Genomic DNA, 17951 nt, shown 5'->3' on the forward strand with positions numbered 1-17951 from the left:
GATACAGCAACCGTGACTCTGCCGAGAACGCCCATGTATTCACGTCCACTTATCCGTCTGGCCGCCCCTTTGGCCCTGACCTTGCTGTTTCCCTTCGCCGTTGGATTCGACTGGCCCGCTTCGGTGCGCTGGGCGATCCTGGTGACCATGACCCTCAGTTGGTTGGGTTTCGCTGCCTGGGTGACGTATTCCCAGTTCCGGCGTAATCCGGACCAGATCCGCATCCTGCGCGAGCAGGACCAGTTGCTCAACGAACTGCGTACGTTCGTCAGCAACGAAGTCGACGGTTCGCGCTCCGAAGTGGAACGCGCCCGTGAACTGATCCGCCAGGCCGTGTCCGGTCTTGGTGGCAGCTTCGAGTCGATGAACCGCAAGTCGCGCCAGCAGAGCCAGGCATTGGCCCGCATTGTCGACCGTGCCGGTGACGACGGCAGTGCCGGCGTCGACGTGGCCCGCTTCGCCCAGCACGCCAGCTCCCGCATGGAGCAGTTGGTGGAAGCGCTGGAACAGGTCAGCGGCCAGAGCACCAACACGGTGCACCACATCGACGAGATGGCCCAGCACCTGGACGGCATCTTTGCGCTGCTGGAAGACGTCAAGTCGATCGCCGACCAGACCAACCTGCTGGCCTTGAACGCCGCCATCGAAGCAGCGCGTGCCGGTGAAGCCGGTCGTGGCTTCGCGGTGGTCGCTGACGAGGTGCGCAACCTGTCCGAGCGCTCCACTACCTTCAACGAACAGATCCGCAAGCTGGCACACAGCTCCAAGGAATCGATCGCCAAGGTACGTGAAACGGTCTCGCAGCTGGCCTCGCGTCACATGGACCGCTCCCGCGAGGCGCGCCATGAATCAGCCGCGATGCTGGAGAACGTTGCGCAGATCAACGCCTCGTTGGGCGATGGCATGCGCGAGATCTCCGAGTGCGCACGCTCCATCGATGGCAGCGTGGCCGAAGCGGTGCGTGCCCTGCAGTTCGAGGACATCGCCACGCAGACGCTGAGCGGTATCCATACCCACCTGGATCGCCTCACCGCGATCAACCGCGAAGCCACGGCGCTGCAGGAACTGCTGCATCGCAATGGCGGCGTGTACGACAGCGACCTGGTTGCGTCGCTGGCCAAGGTGTCCAGCCGTCTGCGCGACATGCGTGTGGAGTGGGAACGCCCGCCGCACAAGCCGGTCGCACAGCAGGGCATGGGCGCTGGCACGGTCGAGTTGTTCTGAGACCGATGCCACGCACTGCCTGATCCCGACATTCCCCGGTCTTCCCGGGGATTTGTCGTTCCGCACGACCCTTCGATACGCCACGACCATGACCCTTTCCGTCTCGCTCCCAGAACCGCGCACCGATGTCGCTCTTGCGGCGGCCGCTGCCACCGCAGCGGCGCAGGCCGAGCGCATCGCCCACAGCGAGGCTGCCCGCCCCGCGCTGCGTAGCGTGCGCCTGCCGGCCGCGCTGGAACAGTTGGAACGTGCTGCCCGTGCGGAAGTACGGGCAATGCAGCACCCACGCCGCAGCTGCAGCGAAGAAGAACTGCTGTTCGCGACCGTAGCTTGGGATATGGGGCTGGATGGCGCCGCTGTCGGCGTGTCTGCACGCTGACGGTTACACAACGGCGGGGCGTTCCTCGGCAGGCGCCCCGCCGGTTGTTTTCAATGCCCGACATCGAGTGCTTCTGCATCAGACCGTGCTAATGGCTTTGGTGTGAGCAAGCAGCGCCATTTCATGCAGTACCAGGGTGAGCTTTCCCCTGCCCGTCTGCGCGATGTTTTTTATGACGTCTACGGCTTCGACTAATGCTTCGATCAACTGATCTGCGGCTTGGCTGCTAAATGGTTGCTCGCCCAGCATCGCCAGATATGCCGTGAATCCTCGGATGGAGGATCGATGCGGCATTAGCACGCCTTCAGATCGCGCGACTGCTAGCGAGCAAGGAACTATCAAGTTTGCTGCGGGGCCCTTGCCGGCCCACCATTGCAGGACACGCCGTGAATCCGTCCATGGAGGCTCTTATGCGGCATCCATGCCGCATAAGGTCCCGCAACGGTGGGCCGGCAAGGACCATTCAAGTTTGTCGGTTTGCAAGTCAAAAGCATGCGTGACGCGCTATTTCGGTACTTAGGCGCTAGCTCAAGGTCCGACGTCATTCGAAGAACAAACAGCTTTTCATGGTCCACCGACCAACTTCTGGTGCGGTGTCCTCGCCGCTTGCGGGACCATGTGGCGGCATGGATGCCGCCACTGAGCCTCCATGGACGGATTCACGGCGTGTCCCGTAAGCGGTGAGGGCACCGCGCACTCCACTCACTGAGCTTTTGACGTGGGCACGACCGCACCTAAAGAGCGCTACTGCTCGACTGGCGGCGTGTGCATTTGGTGAGTGCGGCGAGCAGATAGCTCAGTTACAGCGCTTGATCCGCAGCCTGGCTGCAGGGGCGCACAACCGCATATCGCGGGAAACGCCGGAAGTCGTAAAAGCACGTGTATTCAACGCACTGAGCTTTTGATCTGGGCATTGAATTACACACGATGCCTAGACCAGGCCAGGCCAGGCCGCAGAGTGCGTCAGCTGGCGATGACCAGGCGTGCGCCCAGGCGCATGCCGGCTTCGGCTTCGCGCAGCCACTGCGCCATGTCGCGCGGCGAGAGTGGGCGCGAATAGAAGTAACCCTGAATTTCGTCGCAGCCCTGCTGACGCAACAAGGCATCTTCCTGCACGGTTTCCACGCCCTCGGCGACCACCTGCATGCCGAGCGCATGACCTAGATGCACGATCGCCTGTGTGACTTCGGCCGTGTTGGCATCGTCGAGCATGCCCTGCACGAAGCTGCGGTCGATTTTCAGCCGCTGCACGGGGAAGCGGTTGAGGTAATGCAGGTTGGAGAAGCCGGTACCGAAGTCGTCAACCGCGAGCAACACGCCGTTCTGTTCGAACAATTCGAAGCAACGGCGCAGTGAGTCCGAATCGCGGATCAAGGCTGATTCGGTCAATTCCAGCTCCAGCCGTGCCGGCGACCAGCCGTTGTCGCGGCAGATTTCCAGCACGCGCTCGGCAAAACCGCGTTCACGCAGCTGCACGGCAGACACATTCACCGCGATGCGGCTGAAATGGAGGCCGGCGCGGTCCCACACCACGGCTTGGCGGCAGGCTTCGCCAATGACCCACTCGCCCAGGCGCACGATCTCGCCGCACTCTTCGGCAATCGGGATGAATTCTGCCGGGCTGCAGGGGCCATGGCCGGGGCGATTCCAGCGCATCAGCGCTTCGATCGCCGGCGAGGTATCGCCCATCGTGTTGACCAGCGGCTGGTAGACCAGGGTGAATTCTTCGCGCTCCAGCGCGCCATGCAGCGCGTGCTCGAGCTCCAGGCGGCGCTGCGCGCGCAGCAGCACATCCTGGCTGTAGTAATGGAAGGTGTTGCGCCCGGAATCCTTGGCCGCATACATCGCCGCGTCGGCGGCGCGCAGCAGGCTGTCGAAATCCGACAGGCCTTCACCCTGCAACGCAATGCCGATGCTGGCACCGAGCTTGAGGGTGACGTGGTCCTTGCGCAGCGGCTCGCCCAGCGCGCTGATCAGCTTGCGTGCCACATGGCCGGCGTCCTCTGGCTCGGACAGATCGCGCAGCAGCACGATGAACTCGTCGTCGCTGAAGCGGCCGAACAGATCGCTGTTGCGCAAATGCTGGTGGAGGCGCGAGGACGCGAGCTTGAGCAGGTTGTCGCCGGTGGCATGGCCGAACGAATCGTTGATGCTCTTGAAGCCATCCAGGTCGATCAGCAGCATGGCCATCACCTGGCCACGCTCATGTGCTTCGCGGATGGCATTCTCGGCCTGTTCGCGCAGCAGGAAGCGGTTTGGTAGACCAGTCAGGCGGTCGTAATGCGCAAGCAGTTCGATGCGCTCATTGGCTTCGCGTTCGCGGCTGACATCGCGGAACAGCGCCACATACCGCGGCGGCAGGCCTTCGCGACGGTCCAGCTCGATCAGCACCTGCACCCACACCCGTTGCCCGGAGTTGCGGTAGAAGCACAGCTCCAGCTGTTCCGGCAGCCCACCATCGAGGATGCGCAGCAAGGCCGCTTCGAAGGCGTCGCGCGAATCCTGGGTGTACAGCGACAGCGCCTGCTCCAGGGTGATGTTTTCCTTGCGCAGGCCATGGATGCGGTAGCACTCCTCGGTCCACTGCATGCGGCGGGTATCCACCTCGATCTCGCAGCCACCAATCTTGCCCAGCGCAGACACGCGGTTGAGCAACTCGGTACGCCAGCGGATCAGGGCGTCGGTCTGGCGCTGCTCGGTTACGTTTTGCAGCTGGCCGAGCACGCGCACCAGTGCGCCGTCGCCGTCGAACACCGGCTGTGCCCACACGCGCAGATGATGAGGATTGACCCCGAGCCGGCCGTTGATCTCCAGCTCGAAATGCACCGGCATCCCTTCGTGCTTGATCTTGCGCCAGGCGCTGCGAAGGTGTGCCACGGACGGGCCGGCCAGCAGGCGCAGGATGTCGCGCACGCTGTGCAGGCGCAAGTCCGCCAGGCCAAGCTGCTGCAGGAAATCCTGCGACACCCACAGCTGGTCCTTCACGGTATCCCAGCCCCAGCTGCCCATACTGGCAATACGCTGGGCTTCTTCGAGCTGGGCCTGCTGCTCGCGCAGCTGCTGCTCGAGCAATTTATGGTGATGCACGTCGGTATGCGTGCCGACCATGCGCAACGGGCGACCGTCGGAGGTGCGCGATACCACGCGGCCGCGATCCAGGATCCAGCGCCACTGGCCATCGTGCTGACGCAGCCGGAACTCGGCCACGTAGGTATCGGTGCGCCCGTCCAGATGCGCCTGCACGGCCGCGCTGACTTGCGCATGGTCGTCAGGATGGATCAGCCCGGACAGGGCGGTGAGATTGTTCGGCAGCGGCTGTTCGGAGTAACCCAGCATGCGGGTCCAGCGTTCGGAGCGGTACACCACGTCGGCGGCGATGTCCCAATCCCACAGCCCGTGGTCGGCGCTATCCAGGCCGATTTCCCAGCGGCTGGTGCCATCGGCGCCCAGCGGCTCGGGAATGCTCAGGGTGAAGGCCATGACCTGGCCCTGCTCGTCGCAGACCGCGCGCAACCACCCTTCCAGGCGCCCACCGCCGCTGCCCGGCAGCACGCACGCCGCCATGCCGCCGCTTTCGGCGATCTGGGCACGGCTGCTTTCCAGCACTTCGGCGTATGCGCCAAGGGTTGCCGGCAATCCGAGGGATTGCGCGACGCGGTTGGCCGCCAGGGGCTGGCCATGCGCATCCAACAACACCACCGCTGAGGTCAGCGGGTGCTGAAGCATGCTTGCGATGACGCCTGAGTCCACTCTGGAGCACTCCGAAGGTCGACCCCTGCCTCGGAGTCGCAATGGATAGCGGCCGTCTGGCGGATTAGTTGAGGCAGCCTTTCGCTGGCCGGCCGTGCCGGGCCGAGTTACGGCTAAGATGGCCGCATTGCCCGCTCCATAAGGTCGTCCGCGGACCATGCACCAACACGTTGCCGCGCCGGTGTTTTCTTCTGCTCCCGTGTCCCGACTTCGCCTCGCAGAGCGCCTGCAGCGCGGCCTGTGGACGCTCACCGGCCTGTATCTGCTGGCGGGCGTGGTCTGGCTGCTGCTGGGCAACCGCATGCTCGACCTGGCCGGCGCGCCCCAGCCCGAGCGTTGGTCCGATGCCGGCTTCCTGCTGATCTCAAGCGTGGTGATTCATCTGGTGCTGCGCCGCTTTGCCCAGCAGATCGTGGAAGAACACGGCAAGCTGGCGCAATCCGAGGCCCTGTTGCAGGCCAAGTTCCACGCCCTGCCCAGCCCGGCCTGGATCTATGACCTGGCCACCTTGCGCATTCTCGATGCCAACCCGGCCGCGCTGGAATTCTTCGGCTGGGAGCGCGATGCCCTGCTGGAGCAGACCATCCACGCGATCTGGCCGGATGCCGACGCCGGCCGGCTGGAAGAGATCGTTGCGCAGATCCGCACCAAGGGCGATGACACCTGTGCGCTCACCGAGGACCTGCTGACCCGCAGCGGCCTGCGCCATGTGGAGATCCGCAGCAACCAGCTGCACCTGGCCAGCGGCCCGGCGCGGCTGGTGGTGACCGTGGACCGCAGCGAGGAGCGCCAGGCGCAGCAGCTGCGCGACGAGGCGCTCAACCGTCTGGAAGAAGCCCAGGCCATCGCCCGGGTGGGCTCGTGGGAGCTGGACCGCGCCACCGGCGTGGGCCGTTATTCGCCCGCGGTGTACCGCCTGCTGGGGCGCAGCGTGCCGATGCATCGGCGCGACCATCGGCTCGAAGAGCTGCTCACCGCCTCCGACACCGCGACCCAGGCGCGCATCGTGCGGATGATCGAAGACATGTGCACCGGCGGTGAGGTGCAGATCGACGTCCTGCTGCCGCTGGTCGGCGGCGACTCGCAGCCGCGCACCGTGCACCTGCGTGCGGAGAGCGTGACCACCCCGACCGGCGCACGGCACATCCACGGCACGCTGCAGGACGTGACCGAACGTGAGCAGTCACGCCGCCTGCTGCGCGAGCGCGAGGAGCAGTTCCGCGAGCTGGTGCGGGTGTTGCCGGATGGTGTGTTGATCCTGGCCGACGAACACGTGATGTACGCCAACGCTGCCGGTTCGGCGCAGTTCGGTTTCCAGGGCGAAACCATCCTGGGCGAACCCTTGCAGACCCTGGTTGGCGATGCCGATCTGCCGGTGGTGCGCGAGTACCTACGTGCCGGCAGCGATCGCAATGAGCCGGTGTCCAGCGCCCGGGCAATGCGCCGGCGCGACGGCAGCACGTTTTACGCGGGGCTGTCTGCAGGTGACATCCGTTATGGCGGGCGTGACTGCAAGTTGCTGGTGGTGCGCGACCTGAGCGAGCCCGAGCGCATGCGCGATGCATTGGCCGAAAGCAATGCCGAACTGCAGGCGATGGCCAAGCGGCTGTTCTCGTTGCAGGAAGACGAACGCCGCGCCATCTCGCGCGACCTGCACGACGACATCGGCCAGGCGATCACCGCGATGAAGTTGTCGGCGCACGCCGCACTCGATGAAGCCGACCCGGTGGCGCGCCGCGAGGATCTGCAGGAGATCGTCTCGCTGGCAGACAGCACCGTGACCAAGCTACGCAATCTCTCGATGCTGCTGCGGCCGCCGCAGCTGGATGCACTGGGGCTGGAAGCGGCATTGCGTTGGCAGGCGTCGATGCTGTTCCGCGCCTCGCAGGTGCGGCTGGAGCTGGATATCCAGGCCCTGGACGAACGGCCGGGCAACGAGATCGAACAGGCCTGCTTCCGTATTGCGCAGGAAAGTTTGACCAATGCGCTGCGGCACGCGTGCGCGGGCGAAGTGCGGATGAGCCTGCAGTCGATCGACGGCGACGGTTTTCGCCTGGAAGTCAGCGACGATGGCGACGGGTTCGAGCCGGAAGGTCCACGTGGTTTGGGGCTGATCGTGATGCGTGAGCGTGCGCAAACCGTCGGCGGTGCGCTCGCGATAGAATCGGCTCCCGGAGCAGGCACGCGCGTGACGTTGCGCCTGCCCTATCACCCGGTCGGCGAGTCCGTCCCTGAAGATGGTGGACGCTGATTCATGTGGAGCCCTGTGATCCCGCCCGGACTGGAAATCGTCAAGCCCACCCGTCTGGGCGCGGGAAACCCTGAATTGCTGCATCTGGTGGACGCCGCCGCCTCCGGCGGCCCGCCGCTGATGATCTTCCATATCGACATCGACCACTTCGCCTCGATCAACGAGAACATGAGTGGCGAGGTCGGCGACCAGGCGTTGACCCTGACCGCACGCCGGCTGCAGGAATTCCTGGGTACGCGCGGCAAGCTGTGGCGGCACGGTAGCGACGAAATGATCGTGGTGGCGGTGCGGCGCGAAGACACGCCCCTGCCGGAAGACTTTGCCGAAGAGATCCGCCAGCAGCTGGAATTGCCGCTGTCGGTGTTGCCGTATACGTTGTTCATGACCGGCAAGGTCGGCATCAGCCTGTGTCCCGAACATTCCACCTCGCTCTCCACCCTGCTCGACTACGCCGAAGAAGCCAGCTACCAGGCCGCGCGCGAAGGCGGCAATACGGTGCGCCTGTATACGCGCAACTCGGCCACCAATGCGCATAGCGAAAGCATCATTGCGCGGCAGATCGTCGATGCCATCCCGCATGGCGAACTGCGGCTGCGTTACCAGCCGCTGGTGAGCGCGCGCGATGGCCGCATCGTCGGCATGGAGGCGTTGCTGCGCTGGCAATCGCCCACGCTGGGCATGCTGGTGCCGGAGCGCTTCATGCGCACCGCCGAGCGGCTGGGCGTGATCGTGCAGATCGGCGAATGGGTGCTGCAGAACGCGGTGCGCCAGGCACGGTTGTGGCGCGACCAGGGCTTTGACGATTTCAGCATTGCGGTGAACGTCTCCACGTTGCAGCTGCTGCGCCCGGGCTTCTTCAACGAAGTCATGGCCATGCTGCAGACCGCCGGCGTGCCGGCGCAGTTCGTGACGCTGGAAATCAACGAAAGCGCGTTGACCAACAACGTCAACTTCGTCCACGAGACGATGGCCAACCTGCGCAACGAAGGCATCAGTCTCAGCCTGGACAACTTCGGCACCGGCGACTCCAGCCTCAGTGCACTGGTGCGCTACCCGGTAGACCGGCTGAAGATCGACCGCAGCTTCATCAAGAGCGCACCGGCCGGCAGCCGCGAGGCCGCGATCGCGCGCGCCATCATTGCGATGGGCCATCAGCTGGGCATGACGGTCATTGCCAACGGCGTGGAATCGCAGGCGCAGCTGGGGTTTTTGCGACGCAATGACTGCGACATCTTCCAGGGCTATCTGTTCGGCGAGCCGATGTCAGCCGAATCGGCCGGCATGGCGCTACGTCGCCGCTACCTGCGACCGGAATCGTTCGCCGAAAGCCGCCCCGACCGCACCTTGCTGTTGCTGGACGACGAAGAGAACGTGCTGCGCTCGCTGGTGCGGCTATTCCGCCGCGACGGCTACCGGATTCTGGCCGCCGGCAACGTGCGCGATGCTTTCGACCTATTGGCTACCAACGACGTGCAGGTGATCCTGTCCGATCAGCGCATGAGCGACATGAGCGGTACCGAGTTCCTGGGCCGGGTCAAGATGCTCTACCCCGACACCGTGCGCCTGGTGCTCTCCGGCTACACCGACCTGGCCACGGTCACCGAAGCGATCAACCGCGGCGCGATCTACCGCTTCCTCACCAAGCCCTGGAACGACGACGAGTTACGCGAGCACATTCGCCAGGCATTCCGCACGCATGATGAGTTGCGGAATGGCCGGGAATAGGGAATCGGGAGTGGGGAATCGGTACAAGCGGTGCGCGTGCTCCGTTTGTTTCCGCGTGGAATGAGCACCTCCGGGCAACGAAGCATCAGCGACGCCGCTCTATCGATTTCCCCATTCCCGATTCCCCAATCCCAGCGCGAAGCGCTACCGCGGCTGCCGCACCGGCAATACGATCCGGAAGCTTGCGCCCTGCCCCGGGACGCTTTCGACGTCGATACGGCCGTGGTGCTTGTTGATGATGCCGTAGGAAATCGACAGGCCCAGGCCGGTGCCGCTGCCGACCGGCTTGGTGGTGAAGAACGGGTCGAAGATGCGCTGCAGCAGGTCCGGGGCGATGCCGGCTCCGCTGTCCTGGAATTGGATCCAGACGTTTTCTGCCTCGTCGCGGCCGGTGGTCACGGTGATGGTGCCGCGCTCTACAATGGCCTGCCCGGCATTGAGCAGCAGGTTCATGTAGACCTGGTTGAGCTCGGATGGCAGGCATTCCACCAATGGCAGCTCGGCGTAATTGCGCTCCAGGGTGACCTTGTACTTGAGCTCGTTCCAGATGATGTTGATCGTGGATTCGAGGCCGGCATGCAGATCCACCATCTTCCAGGACTCGGACCGGTCCGAGTACGAGAAGTCCTTGAGGTCGCGCACGATGCGCGTCACGCGCTCGATACCCTCGCGCGATTCGGCCATCAGCTGCGGCAGATCGCGGCTGATGAAGTCGATGTCGGCACGGTTGCGGATCTCGTCGATTTCCGGGATCAGCGCTTTCGGATCTGGCGCCTGCAACGCGCGTTCGTAGGCTTCGATCAGGGTGAACAGGCTGCGCAGATATTCCTGCAGGCTGCCCAGGTTCGAGTGCACATAGCCGATCGGGTTATTGATCTCATGCGCCACGCCGGCCGCGAGCTGGCCGATGGAGGCCATTTTTTCGGACTGCAGCAGTTTGTCCTGGGCGCCGTTCAAGCGCAGATAGGCCTGGCGCAGCTCGGCATGCCGCTGTTGCAGCTCGCGCTCGTAGTCCTGCTGGCCTTCGATATTGTGGAACAGCGCCAGAAAATGCCCGACGCCTTGCTCCTCGTTGTAATACAGATGCGCAATCACCACCCGGTCGCTCACCGGCAGGCTGCCGGTCCAGCTGCCCTTGCTGCGCGCCTGGTTGAGCGCATCGGCGGGCAAGACTTGCGAGATCCGCTCACCGAGATTGCGGTCGTCGGTGGGATCTTCCTTGCACAGGCTCTGGCGCGCGATTGCGTTGGCCATGATCAATTGGCCGTCGGCGCGGAACAGCAACACACCCTCGAGCATCTGATCGCCGAAGGCGCGCAGCATGGCCGAGGAAGGCAACAATGTCTGATTGAGAAAGAACTTGGCAGTCACGGGACGAGGCAGCGTAGAGGACGCCTCAATATACGCCGAACCCGTGACCGGCCGTGTTGCCGAATGCGGCGTGGCGCTCAGGCCACCGCGAGCGAGCGGCCGGCGCGCAACACGCTGGACTGGCCATTGGCGTCGTAGGACGGCGCGCTTTCTGTCCGCCCCAGATGACGCAGTGCCCAGTTCACCTCACGGCGCCGGCGTGCCAGCAGCGCGCCATTGGCGCGATTGGCTTCGGCCAGTTCGCGCAGACGCTCTTCCTGGCCTTCGGGCATCTGCACTTCGAGCGCGCGCAGTGCCGCCAGCTTGTCCTGGGTGTGCCGCATCAAGCTTTCGATGTCGTGCTCGATCAATGCCTGCCGTTCGCCGGCCAGCGCATCGCTGAGACGTTGCAGGGAATCGTTCACGTTCATCCTTTGGCCGGCAATTAGCCCGCCAGTTGCTGGTTCAGATCCATCATGCGGCTGGCGATGGCATCCGGGTTGATGGAATAGCTGCCGTTCTGCAACGCTTCCTTCACCGCCTGGACGCGACCGGTGTCGATCGCCGAGGACTGCGAAAGCTCGCGCTGCAGCGCTTGCAGGTTGGTCGCCTCGCCGGTCAGCTTGACGCTGTCGGTGGGCGGTGTTGCGGCAACGGGTGACGCGCGGTCTTCACCAGCGGAGGCAATCTTGCTGCCCACGGTGGCGGTACGAAGAGTCGCTGCGGTCGGTAGATTGCCTTCGATTTTCTGGCTCATGTCAGGAACTCCTCTACAGGTCGTAGGGGATAACGGCGGCCAGAAAAAAAACTTTATAGAGAATTTCTATCTGGATACCACCACGGTACCGCTCGCTTCAACAATGCCCTGAACGACTCGGCGCGAGGATGAATTCTCCACCGAGACACGCTCGTTCTCGCCAGCGTCGGACAGCGCGCGACCGCTCATGCGCACCTCCAGCCCACCGTTGCGCGACACCAGCGGCACCGTGTCGCCACGCCGTACCAGCCGCGGGGTGACCAGGTCATTGGCCGACAACAGCGTGCCAGCCGGCAGGATGCGGCGGGCGGTCTTGCCCACCGCTGTAGCCGGGTCGGCCAGGACCGCACCGACGATCCGCGCGGCATCGCGCTTCTCGATGCTGATATCGGCCAGCGAGATGGTTTCTCCAGAGGTGAGGCCGCGACGCAGGACAAGCACATCCTGGTTACGCCGCACCTTCAGCGGCACGAACAGGCGCCAGCCAGCCGGCTGCGGGCACGCCACTTCCACCGTATTGGTACCGGTGGGCTGGGCCTGCAGCGCGATCGGGCACGCCGGCATGCGCAGGCCGGGATCGAGCGTGGCCTCCGCTTCGGCATCGGGACCCACGGTGGCGAGCGCGGCGGCACGGATCGAATCGACGGACTGGTAGCCATCGGCCCAGGCCGGGGCAGACACCAACAGGATGACAAGCAGGAGCAGGCGCATGGGACCAGATCCGGAAGAAGACGCGGAAGCTCTTGCAAGCTGTGTGCCTGTTTTTTGCCGGGATTGGTGATTGGGGATTTGGGATTGGTTAGAGCGGGCTGCTGCAGATCCAACGGGTGCGGTGATTGCTGCTGTTTGTGGCCCGGCGAGGGCCAAGGACGTCATCCAGCAGCGCGGCACAGCTCAACCAACAGATCCACACCTTAGCCCTGCCTTTGATTTCGCTCCAAACCAATCCCAAATGCCCCAACCACCAATTCCCTGCCCCAGGCGACTTCCGAATCACCAATCACCGCTCCTAGCGAATCCCCAATCCCGACTCACGAATCCCGACAGCGCCCCGACCAACCATAAAGCCCTCAAGTTTCCCAAGGGCGCTGTCGATATCTGCCCCATGACCCACGATCTGCTCAACCGCATCGACCAGCGCACGCGTCTGGCTGGCCACAATCGACTGGCCCTGCTGCTGTTTCGGCTGGGCGGCCGCCAGCTTTTTGGCGTGAACGTCTTCAAAGTGCAGGAAGTGCTGCGCCGGCCGGAACTGTTCCAGGTGCCCGGCCTGCCGACCGAGTTCGCCGGCGTTGCCGACGTGCGCGGGCGCTCGGTGCCGGTGCTGGACTTAGGCCTGGCCATTGGCCACCCGGAGCGCGACCCGCATGGCGACAACGGGCCCGGCTACCTGGTGGTGGCCGAGTTCAACCGCTCGGTGCAGGGCTTTCTGGTCAGCGGGGTGGAACGCATCGTCAATATCGCGGTGGAAGATATTCACCCGCCGCCGGAACTGGGCGCTGAAGCCACTTATTTGACGGCGGTGACGCGCTTCCAGGGTGAGCTGATCCAGGTCATCGACGTGGAAAGCGTGCTGGCCGACATCGCCAAGGTCAGCAAGGACGTGCAACTGGATCCCGGGCTGCAGCTGGTCACCTCCGACCGGCAGTTCCAGGTGCTGGTGGTGGACGACTCACGCGTGGCACGCCAGCAGATCCGCAGCGTGCTCGATCAGCTGGGCGTGGCGGCGACGCTGCTCTCCGACGGCCGCCAGGCGCTGGATCACCTGCTGCAGGTAGCAGCATCGGGCGAAAACCCGGCCGAGCGCTACGCCATGGTGATCTCCGATATCGAAATGCCGGCAATGGACGGCTACACGCTGACGACGGAAATCCGGCGCACGCCGGGCCTGCAGGGCCTGTACGTGCTGCTGCACACCTCGTTGTCGGGCGTGTTCAACAACGCCATGGTCGAGCAGGTGGGCGCCAACGCCTTCGTGGCCAAGTACAGCGCTCACGAGCTGGCCGATTACGTGCTGGCCCGCCTGCGCGTGGTGGCCGAAGCCGCCTGATCCTGCTGGATCCGGCCGCCCTGCCCGCCTAAGCGTGCAGGCCTGATGGGGATTTCCCCCGTCTGAGATTCCCTCCGAATATGCTGCTGCCCAAACGGGCGGCCATACGCCTGCGCAAGCGCCGTAAGGGTTTGGCTACGCCTGGCCCTCGCATACGCACCTTCTTCTTGATTAGCGATCAGCCACTTTCCTAGATGGCTTCGCCTGCTCGCGCGCAATGGGCTCGGCACATTAGCCGCGTTGCGCTCTGGCCAGCCTTAAACAAGAACGCGGCAGAGCCCGCTACCCCATCACCGCGCCTGGCCCTGCCGATAACGACACGGCCCATGCGCCGCGGCCCGCCGCTTGCATGCCCAGCGACCCAGCGGCGACGCGCCAAAGCCATCCTGCCCGGCCCGATTAGAGCGGCGCCCAGGATCTGGCACAAACATTGCTTCCTCCCTGGCAACCTTCCACGGGAGAACACCGTGTCCAGTCCCTTCACCTCCTTCCTAGGCATCCACGGCGACGCGCTCACCTTGCGCGAGCAGCGGATGAAGCTCATTGCCAGCAATCTGAGCAATGTGGACACCCCTGGCTACAAGGCCAAGGATCTGAACTTCGAAGCGGCATTGAAGGCGGCAGAAGGCGTCCGCGACGGCGGCCTGATGCAGGCCACCGATGCCAAGCACTACGAGATCGGCAGCGCCGCCGGCCTCAACCCGTTTCAGATCACCCGCGAAGCCGACCAGCCCAGCCTGGACGGCAACACCGTCGATCCCGATGCAGAACGCGCCGCCTACGGCCGCGCCGCGCTGGAATACCGCGCGTCGCTGAGCTTCCTCGAATCCAAGGTGCGCTCGATGCTCACCGCGATCACGGGCCAATAAGTCATGAGCAATCTTCCGATTTTCGATGTCGCCGGTTCTGCGCTGCACGCGCAGTCGGTGCGCCTGAGCACCATCGCCTCCAACCTGGCCAATGCCGACTCGGTCGCGGGCTCGGCGGAAGCAACCTACAAGCCGATCGAGCCGATCTTCCAGGCGCAGCAAAACCGCCAGGACCCCAGCCTGACCTCGGTGAACGTCAAAGAGATCACCACCACCAATGCGCCGCCGATCCGCCGCTACGAGCCCGGCCACCCGCTGGCCGACGCCGACGGTTACGTGTTCTCGCCCGACGTGGACCCGGTCTCGCAGATGGTCAACATGATTTCCGCCTCGCGTAACTACCAGGCTGGCGTGGAAATGCTCAACACCGCCAAGGAACTGGCGCTCGCCACCTTGACCATGGGTCGCTGACCCTTCCTTACGGACCATTCCAGATGAGCACGATCGGCAGTGACCTTTACAACAGCCTTGGGCTGACCACCAGCAGCAAGGTCGCCAAGAAAGAGGACGCGCTCGGCCAGGCCGACTTCCTCAAATTGATGACCGAGCAGCTCCAGCACCAGGACCCGCTCAAGCCCATGGAAAACAGCGCGTTTCTGGGCCAGTTGGCGCAGTTCTCCACTGTGCAGGGCATTGGCGACCTCAATACCAAGGTCGGCAATTTCTCCGATTCGATGAACAGTGACCAGGTGCTCAAGGGTGCCGCGCTGGTGGGCCATAACGTGTTGGTGCCCTCGGCACAGGTGGCGATCGATGCGACCGGCTCGGCCAAGGGCGTGGTCGCCGCGACCTCGGCCGGTTTCGTCAATTTCGAAATCACCGATGCCAACGGCACCTTCGTCAAGCAGCTCAGCGTGCCAGCCAGCGCCGCCGGTGAGGTGTCGTTTGCCTGGGATGGCACCGACGCCAACGGCAACCGCATGGCCGCCGGCAAATACGGCATTACCGCCACCCAAACCGACACCGCCGGTGCCAAGAGCAAGTTGTCCACCTACGTCGATGCACCGGTGGACAGCGTCACGATCGGCTCGGACGGCCTGTATCTCAACCTGACGGGGCTCGGCACCTCCCCGCTCGCCAACGTGCTCCGCGTCAGCTGAGCCGGCAACCGCCACTTAAAGGAACTCATCCATGGCTTTCAATACCTCGTTGTCCGGCATCAACGCAGCCAATGCCGATCTGAACGTCACCTCCAACAACATCGCCAACGTCAACACGACTGGTTTCAAGGAGTCGCGCGCCGAGTTTGCCGACATGTTCCAGAGCACCAGCTACGGCCTGTCGCGCAATGCGGTGGGTTCGGGCGTGCGCGTCAGCAACGTGGCGCAGCAGTTTTCGCAGGGCAACATCGACCCGACCGGCCGCAGCCTGGACCTGGCCGTCTCCGGCGAGGGCTTTTTCACCGTGTCCTCCAACGGCGCCAAGATGTACACCCGCGCCGGCAACTTCCAGACCGATGCCAACGGCTATGTGATCAACCCGCAGGGCGCCCGTTTGCAGGTATTCGCGCCGAACCCCAGCGGCAATGGCTTCGACGTGGGCCGTTTGTCGGACCTGCAGCTGCTGACCACCGACAGCCCGCCCAAGTCGACCTCCACGGTCAACCTGGCCTTCACCCTGCCCGGCAACGCCACCGCACCGACGGTGACCCCGTTCAACCCGGCCGACGACAAGACCTACAGCCACTCCACCGGCGGTATCAATGTCTATGACTCGCTGGGCGTCAGCCACGTGCAGACCTCCTACTTCGTCAAGACCGCCAACCCGAACGAGTGGCAAGTGCACAACTACGTGGATGGCTCGGCTGTTGGCGCGCCGACCACGCTGCAGTTCTCCGACACCGGCTCGCTGACCACGCCGGCCAACGGCATCGTGGCGATGGACCCGTTCACCCCGAGCACCGGTGCCGGCGTGCTGAGCATGCAGCTCAATGTCAGCGGTTCCACCCAGTACGGCGAAGCCTTCGCGCTGCGCGATACGCGCCAGGATGGCTACGCCAGCGGCAAGCTCAACGAAATCAGCATCGACACCAGCGGCGTGGTGTTTGCGCGTTACTCCAATGGTGCCGACAAGGCGTTGGGCCAGGTCGCACTGAGCAGCTTCGTCAACCCGCAGGGCCTGCAGTCGCAGGGCAACAACATGTGGGCCGAAAGCTACACCTCCGGCGCCGCCCGCACCGGCGCACCGGACACCTCGGACCTGGGCCAGATCGAATCCGGCTCGCTGGAAGCCTCCACGGTGGACCTGACCGAGCAGCTGGTGAACATGATCGTGGCCCAGCGCAACTTCCAGGCCAACTCGCAGATGATCTCGACCCAGGATCAGGTCACCCAGACGATCATCAATATTCGTTAACGGCCGGGATTTGTGATTGGGGATTAGGGATTGGCAAGAGCCGGTACTCCGTCAACCGGATACTGGCCCTGCCCCTTTTCTCCCAGATCACTACAGCCCGCTCTTACGAATCCCCAATCCCGAATCCCGAATCCCGGTGTCTCATGGACAAAGCCCTCTACGTTGCAATGACCGGTGCCCGCGCTTCGCTGCAGGCGCAGAGCACCGTGTCGCACAATCTCGCCAACGTCGATACGGTGGGTTTCAAGGCCGCGTTGGCCAACACCGAGGCATTCCAGATCCGGGGCAAGGGGTATCCGTCGCGGATCGATGCGCTGCATGTGGACCAGGGCTTCGATCGCAGCCAGGGCCACCAGAAGGTCACCGGCAACCCGCTGGATGTGTCGCTACAGCAGGACCGCTGGCTGGCGGTGCAGTCGCCGGACGGCAGCGAGGCCTATACCCGCAACGGCGAATTGGCGCTCACCGCCAATGGCCAGCTGGTCACTGCCAACGGGCACGCGGTGCTGGATGAAGGCGGCAACCCGATGACCATCCCGCCGCACCAGGCGATGGAAATCGGCAGCGATGGCAGCATTTCCATCATTCCGCAGGGCGAAGGCCCGCAGACCATGGCCATCGTCGGCAAGATGAAGGTGGTCGATGCGCCCGCCGACCGTTTGACGCGGCGCCCGGACGGGTTGATGCGCAATACCAGCACCGACCCGGCGCAGGCATTTGCGGTGGCCACCGGCAAGACCGTCAACAGCGGCATGCTGGAAGGCAGCAACGTGGATGCCGCCGGCGCGCTGGTGGAGATGATCCAGCTACAGCGCCAGTTCGAGATGCAGGTGAAGATCATCAAGAACGGCGACGACAACGCGCAGTCGGCCAATTCGTTGCTACGTGTCAGCGGCTAAACATCACACCAAGGCGACTGTGTCGTCGCGGGTCGGCCGGCCAGGGTTTTTGCCAACCAATTCGAGAGCAGGCGCGAGGCGGCATGGCAGGCTGACGCAATTGGCATGTCGTTTGGCCACTCTCGTCATGCACACGCAGGTCTACTGCTGAGCGAATGATCTGGTCTCTCGCTGCGGCTGATCTGCAGCGTGGCTGCAGGACCCTGGCTCACCCAGCTTGGCTGCAGGGCCCTTGCCCGGCCACCATCGCGGGACACCCTTTAGAGCGGCTGATCTGCGACTTGGTGGCAAGGCCCTTGCCCGCCCACCATCGCGGGACACGCTGCAAGTACGTCCTTGTAA

Annotated in this window: 16 protein-coding genes; 10 read left to right on the forward strand and 6 right to left on the reverse strand. The window is 64.2% G+C overall.

What is annotated here, in order from left to right; translation table 11 throughout:
- Positions 1–33 precede the first annotated feature (33 nt).
- Together QRM89_RS17495 and QRM89_RS17500 are read left to right on the forward strand one after the other, a co-directional pair.
- Complete coding sequence (locus QRM89_RS17495; RefSeq protein WP_011037126.1) at positions 34–1224, forward strand: methyl-accepting chemotaxis protein; 1191 nt, start codon at positions 34–36, stop codon at positions 1222–1224.
- 88 nt (positions 1225–1312) lie between these two features.
- On the forward strand, positions 1313–1603 hold the full coding sequence (locus QRM89_RS17500) for a hypothetical protein (protein ID WP_042599048.1): 291 nt from the start codon (positions 1313–1315) through the stop codon (positions 1601–1603).
- 78 nt (positions 1604–1681) lie between these two features.
- Here QRM89_RS17500 and QRM89_RS17505 read toward each other — a convergent pair whose 3' ends face one another.
- Positions 1682–1897: a hypothetical protein gene (locus QRM89_RS17505; protein WP_285448595.1), complete on the reverse strand. Its 216-nt coding sequence runs from the start codon at positions 1895–1897 to the stop codon at positions 1682–1684.
- 669 nt (positions 1898–2566) lie between these two features.
- The gene (locus QRM89_RS17510) at positions 2567–5353 is read right to left on the reverse strand and encodes an EAL domain-containing protein (protein ID WP_285448596.1); all 2787 of its coding nucleotides are present in this window, start codon (positions 5351–5353) and stop codon (positions 2567–2569) included.
- A 157-nt stretch (positions 5354–5510) separates the two neighbouring features.
- On the opposite strand from QRM89_RS17510, the gene QRM89_RS17515 reads away from it, so the two are divergent.
- Both QRM89_RS17515 and QRM89_RS17520 read left to right on the forward strand, forming a co-directional pair.
- Positions 5511–7604 carry a PAS domain-containing sensor histidine kinase gene (locus QRM89_RS17515; protein WP_285448597.1) on the forward strand — a complete coding sequence of 698 codons (2094 nt, stop codon included), beginning with the start codon at positions 5511–5513 and terminating at the stop codon, positions 7602–7604.
- Positions 7605–7607: 3 nt separating this feature from the next.
- Positions 7608–9329, forward strand: a complete 1722-nt coding sequence (locus QRM89_RS17520) for an EAL domain-containing protein (RefSeq protein ID WP_011037122.1) — start codon at positions 7608–7610, stop codon at positions 9327–9329.
- A gap of 144 nt (positions 9330–9473) precedes the next feature.
- Here QRM89_RS17520 and QRM89_RS17525 read toward each other — a convergent pair whose 3' ends face one another.
- The 4 genes from QRM89_RS17525 to flgA form a co-directional block, all read right to left on the reverse strand.
- Positions 9474–10700 (reverse strand): ATP-binding protein, encoded by a 1227-nt coding sequence (locus tag QRM89_RS17525; RefSeq protein WP_014507708.1) that lies wholly within the window; start codon positions 10698–10700, stop codon positions 9474–9476.
- 77 nt (positions 10701–10777) lie between these two features.
- Positions 10778–11110: a hypothetical protein gene (locus QRM89_RS17530; RefSeq protein ID WP_011037120.1), complete on the reverse strand. Its 333-nt coding sequence runs from the start codon at positions 11108–11110 to the stop codon at positions 10778–10780.
- A gap of 14 nt (positions 11111–11124) precedes the next feature.
- Positions 11125–11436, reverse strand: coding sequence for a flagellar biosynthesis anti-sigma factor FlgM (gene flgM / locus QRM89_RS17535; protein WP_011037119.1), 312 nt, complete (start codon positions 11434–11436; stop codon positions 11125–11127).
- 66 nt (positions 11437–11502) lie between these two features.
- Complete coding sequence (gene flgA, locus QRM89_RS17540) at positions 11503–12147, reverse strand: flagellar basal body P-ring formation chaperone FlgA (protein WP_115555968.1); 645 nt, start codon at positions 12145–12147, stop codon at positions 11503–11505.
- A gap of 394 nt (positions 12148–12541) precedes the next feature.
- Here flgA and QRM89_RS17545 point away from each other — a divergent pair, with 394 nt between their 5' ends.
- From QRM89_RS17545 to flgF, 6 genes are all read left to right on the forward strand, one after another.
- Positions 12542–13486: a chemotaxis protein gene (locus tag QRM89_RS17545; protein WP_011037117.1), complete on the forward strand. Its 945-nt coding sequence runs from the start codon at positions 12542–12544 to the stop codon at positions 13484–13486.
- A gap of 467 nt (positions 13487–13953) precedes the next feature.
- On the forward strand, positions 13954–14355 hold the full coding sequence (gene flgB / locus QRM89_RS17550) for a flagellar basal body rod protein FlgB (RefSeq protein ID WP_040941326.1): 402 nt from the start codon (positions 13954–13956) through the stop codon (positions 14353–14355).
- A 3-nt stretch (positions 14356–14358) separates the two neighbouring features.
- Entirely contained in the window at positions 14359–14766 is a 408-nt protein-coding gene (gene flgC, locus QRM89_RS17555; RefSeq protein ID WP_002813454.1) for a flagellar basal body rod protein FlgC, read from the forward strand.
- 23 nt (positions 14767–14789) lie between these two features.
- Positions 14790–15455, forward strand: coding sequence for a flagellar hook capping FlgD N-terminal domain-containing protein (locus QRM89_RS17560; protein ID WP_040941327.1), 666 nt, complete (start codon positions 14790–14792; stop codon positions 15453–15455).
- Positions 15456–15486: 31 nt separating this feature from the next.
- Positions 15487–16710 carry a flagellar hook protein FlgE gene (gene flgE / locus QRM89_RS17565; RefSeq protein ID WP_040941328.1) on the forward strand — a complete coding sequence of 408 codons (1224 nt, stop codon included), beginning with the start codon at positions 15487–15489 and terminating at the stop codon, positions 16708–16710.
- A gap of 143 nt (positions 16711–16853) precedes the next feature.
- Entirely contained in the window at positions 16854–17609 is a 756-nt protein-coding gene (gene flgF, locus QRM89_RS17570) for a flagellar basal-body rod protein FlgF (RefSeq protein ID WP_040941329.1), read from the forward strand.
- The last annotated feature ends 342 nt before the right edge of the window (positions 17610–17951 follow it).

Origin of the sequence: Xanthomonas sp. LMC-A-07, from assembly GCF_030208825.1 — a bacterium.
Classification (GTDB): Bacteria; Pseudomonadota; Gammaproteobacteria; order Xanthomonadales; family Xanthomonadaceae; genus Xanthomonas; species Xanthomonas campestris.

What these genes read in the sequence shown, in the direction of transcription:
- flgC (WP_002813454.1), top strand. Translation starts at nt 14,359, where the DNA reads ATGAGCAATCTTCCGATTTTCGATGTCGCCGGTTCTGCGCTGCACGCG.
- QRM89_RS17500 (WP_042599048.1), top strand. Translation starts at nt 1,313, where the DNA reads ATGACCCTTTCCGTCTCGCTCCCAGAACCGCGCACCGATGTCGCTCTT.
- flgM (WP_011037119.1), bottom strand. Translation starts at nt 11,436, where the DNA reads ATGAGCCAGAAAATCGAAGGCAATCTACCGACCGCAGCGACTCTTCGT.
- QRM89_RS17515 (WP_285448597.1), top strand. Translation starts at nt 5,511, where the DNA reads ATGCACCAACACGTTGCCGCGCCGGTGTTTTCTTCTGCTCCCGTGTCC.
- QRM89_RS17530 (WP_011037120.1), bottom strand. Translation starts at nt 11,110, where the DNA reads ATGAACGTGAACGATTCCCTGCAACGTCTCAGCGATGCGCTGGCCGGC.
- flgF (WP_040941329.1), top strand. Translation starts at nt 16,854, where the DNA reads ATGGACAAAGCCCTCTACGTTGCAATGACCGGTGCCCGCGCTTCGCTG.
- QRM89_RS17560 (WP_040941327.1), top strand. Translation starts at nt 14,790, where the DNA reads ATGAGCACGATCGGCAGTGACCTTTACAACAGCCTTGGGCTGACCACC.
- QRM89_RS17495 (WP_011037126.1), top strand. Translation starts at nt 34, where the DNA reads ATGTATTCACGTCCACTTATCCGTCTGGCCGCCCCTTTGGCCCTGACC.
- QRM89_RS17505 (WP_285448595.1), bottom strand. Translation starts at nt 1,897, where the DNA reads ATGCCGCATCGATCCTCCATCCGAGGATTCACGGCATATCTGGCGATG.
- QRM89_RS17520 (WP_011037122.1), top strand. Translation starts at nt 7,608, where the DNA reads ATGTGGAGCCCTGTGATCCCGCCCGGACTGGAAATCGTCAAGCCCACC.
- QRM89_RS17545 (WP_011037117.1), top strand. Translation starts at nt 12,542, where the DNA reads ATGACCCACGATCTGCTCAACCGCATCGACCAGCGCACGCGTCTGGCT.
- flgA (WP_115555968.1), bottom strand. Translation starts at nt 12,147, where the DNA reads ATGCGCCTGCTCCTGCTTGTCATCCTGTTGGTGTCTGCCCCGGCCTGG.
- flgE (WP_040941328.1), top strand. Translation starts at nt 15,487, where the DNA reads ATGGCTTTCAATACCTCGTTGTCCGGCATCAACGCAGCCAATGCCGAT.